The sequence below is a fragment of the Paratractidigestivibacter sp. genome (assembly GCF_052362415.1).
In the GTDB taxonomy this organism is placed as follows: Bacteria; Actinomycetota; Coriobacteriia; order Coriobacteriales; family Atopobiaceae; genus Paratractidigestivibacter.
Genome location: NZ_DAWEMK010000046.1, coordinates 1 through 3,132 on the forward strand (window position 1 = coordinate 1; position 3,132 = coordinate 3,132).

A 3,132-nucleotide genomic window follows, 5' to 3' on the forward strand; every position below is an offset into this window, starting at 1 on the left:
TCGAGCGCGAGCTCAGGGGCGTCGCCCACGCCCGGCTGGTTGAGCGAGAGCATGGCGAGAACGGAGAACACGATGAGCGCGAGGCCCCCCGCCACATGGCCGGAGAACGGCCCGTCCTCCCCCATGAAGAAGGTCGTGGCAAAGAGGAAAAGCGCGATGGGCACGAGCACCGCGCCGGTGCCGAACGAGAGCATGAGCGCATGGCCCACGGCGCTCGTCACCACGGCGCTCGAGGGCGAGACCACCGAGACGAACATGGCGACGGCGATGACCGCCACCACGACGCCCGCGATGTCGCGCTGCGCGTCGGTGAGCATGAGCTCGCGGGGCGCGGCAGCCTTGCCGCGCCCCTTCGAGCCCTTCTTTGCTGCGTTTTTGCTGCGGTTAGCGGGCATGCGCTAGACCTCCAGCACGACCGGGATGACCATCGGGCGCGTGTGGGTGCGCGACCACAGGAGGTTGGAGATCTGGTTGCGGACGTTGCGGCGGACGGCGTCGATGTTCACGCCTTCGGAGTTCGTCAGCTTCTCGACCTGCTGGCGGACGATCCTCTGGGCCTCCTCGACGACGTCGGGGTCGGACGCGAACGAGACGCCGCGGGCGTTGATCTCGACGGCCTTGACGGTGCCCTTCTTTCCGGTGAGGGCGATGGTGCAGGTGACCACGCCGTCCTGGGCGAGCTTCTGGCGGTCGCGGAGCACGACGGGGTCGGCCTCGGTCACGGTGCCGCCGTCGACGTAGACGACGCCGGACTCGACGGCGCGGCCGCGGCGGACCTTGTGGTTGACCATCTCGAGCGAGTCGCCGTTGTCGAGGATGAAGATGTTCTTCTCGCTCATGCCGAGGTCGAGGGCGAGCTGCGCGTGGGCGCGCAGGTGCTGGGCCTCGCCGTGGACGGGCATGAAGTATCGCGGCTTGGCCATGGAGAGCATGAGCTTGAGCTCCTCCTGCGAGCCGTGGCCGGAGACGTGGACGAGGGTCTTGCTCTTGTCGTAGATGTCGCAGCCGATCTTGGAGAGCGAGTTGATGATGGCCTGGACGCTCTTCTCGTTGCCGGGGACGGGCGTGGCCGAGATGATCACGGTGTCGCTCGCGTTGATGGAGAGCGACTTGTGCTCGCCGTTGGCCATGCGCGCGAGGGCGCTCAGGGGCTCGCCCTGGGAGCCGGTGCAGAGCACGACGATCTTGTCGTTGTCGAGCTTGTCGATGTCGAAGGCGTCGATGATGTCGTCCTCGGCGATTTTGAGGTAACCGAGCTCGCGCGCGACCTTGGTGTTCGTGACCATCGAGCGGCCGGTGACGACGACCTTGCGGCCGACGGCGGTCGCGGCGTCGCAGACCTGCTGCAGACGGTGGATGTGGGACGAGAAGCTCGCCACGAACACGCGGCCCGGGGCGTTCTTGATGATGTGGCGCAGGTTCGGGCCGACCGCGGCCTCGGAGGGCGTGTAGCCCGGGCGGGTCGCGTTGGTCGAGTCGGATAACAGAAGGTCGATGCCGTTGCCGCCGAACTTATTGATGGCCTGGTAGTTGGGCCTGCGGCCGTCGATCGGCGTGTTGTCGAGCTTGAAGTCGCCGGTGTGGAGCACCGTGCCCGCGGGGGTCTGCATGAAGACGCCCAGCGCGCCCGGGATCGAGTGCGTCATGGCGAAGAAGGTGAGGTTAATGGCGCCGAGGTTGACGTTGGAGTCGTCCTGGACCTCGCGGAACTTCGGGCTCTTGATCTTGTGCTCGGCGAGCTTGCCCTCGATCATGCCCAAGGTGAGCTTGCTCGAGTAGATGGGGACCTTGCGGGTCAGGTCCATGAGCAGGTACGGCAGGGCGCCCGTGTGGTCCTCGTGGCCGTGGGTGATGACGATGCCGCGGAGCTTGTGCTCGTTCTCGAGCACGTAGGTGTAGTCTGGCAGGATCAGGTCGATGCCGGGCATGTTGTCGTCGGGGAACATCAGGCCGGCGTCGACGAGGACCATGTCGTCCCCGTACTCGAAGGCGGTCATGTTCTTGCCGATACCGTCAAGGCCACCCAGCGGAATGACCTTCAGGGCGAGATCTTTCTTTGGCATTGGTGGTACAAATCCTCTCGATGGAGCCATCAGATACATATTCGACGGCTGGCATTACCGCCAACCGAACAATCCAAACCGTGCGCCGAAAGCGCAGTCCGATTCATTGTAACCAAGAAACGCCCCATCGGCCCCACCTCCATACAAAAAGGCCCCGCAACCGAAGCTGCGGGGCCTGGATGACGAAAAGGGACTGTCCCTTTTCGTCATTTACGCGTCGTGGTGGCGGCGCGGCTGGCGCTTCTCACCGCCGTTGTCGCCGGGGCGGCGGCGGGGACGGCGCTCGCCGTCGGAGTGGCGACGGGCATGGCCCTCGGAGTCGCCGGACTTGCCGGAGCCGGCGGGAGCCTCGGGCTTGTCGATGCGGTCGAGGCTGATCTTGCCCTTCTCGTCGACCTCGAGGACGCGGACCTTGACCTCGTCGCCGATGTTCAGGACGTCCTCGACCTTGTCGACGCGGCCCTGTGCGACGCGGGAGATGTGGAGCAGGCCGTCCTTGCCGGGCAGCAGCTCGACGAAGGCGCCGAAGGGCTGGATGCCCACGACGCGGCCGGTGTACTCCTCCCCCACCTCGGGGACCTTGACGATGGCCTTGATGCGCTCTGCGGCGGCGTCGCCCGCGCCGTTCGTGCCGGCGATGAAGACAGTGCCGTCCTCCTGGATGTCGATCGTCGCACCGGTGTCCTCCTGGATGCCGCGGATAACCTTGCCGCCGGAGCCGATGACGTCGCGGATCTTGTCGGTCGGGATGGTCAGGCTGATGATCTGCGGCGCGCAGTCCTTGGTGGCCTCGCGCGGTGCCGGGATGGCGTCGAGCATGGTGTCGAGGATGAACATGCGGCCCTCGTGAGCCTGCATGAGGGCGGAGCGCAGGATCTCGGGCGTGAGGCCGGTGGCCTTGTTGTCCATCTGCATGGCGGTGATGCCCTTGGTGGTGCCGGTCACCTTGAAGTCCATGTCGCCGAGGAAGTCCTCGAGGCCCTGGATGTCGGTGAGGACGACGGTCTTGCCCTCCTCCTGGATGAGGCCCATGGCGACGCCGGAGACCGGGCGCTTGAGGGGCACGCCG

At 66.2% G+C, this 3,132-nt stretch carries 2 protein-coding genes and 1 pseudogene; all 3 read right to left on the reverse strand.

All coding sequences use genetic code 11. From position 1 onward, the window contains the following. Positions 1 to 395 (reverse strand): annotated as a pseudogene (locus ACT84W_RS06085) (DNA translocase FtsK); the annotation flags it as partial. A 3-nt stretch (positions 396 to 398) separates the two neighbouring features. Beyond that, positions 399 to 2,063, reverse strand: coding sequence for a ribonuclease J (locus ACT84W_RS06090; protein WP_444328573.1), 1,665 nt, complete (start codon positions 2,061 to 2,063; stop codon positions 399 to 401). Positions 2,064 to 2,273: 210 nt separating this feature from the next. After that, a partial coding sequence (locus tag ACT84W_RS06095) for a S1 RNA-binding domain-containing protein (protein WP_444328574.1) occupies positions 2,274 to 3,132 on the reverse strand: 859 nt, incomplete at its 5' end.

Coding starts and splice junctions, on each gene's coding strand:
- ACT84W_RS06090 (WP_444328573.1), bottom strand. CDS start 2,063: ATGCCAAAGAAAGATCTCGCCCTGAAGGTCATTCCGCTGGGTGGCCTT.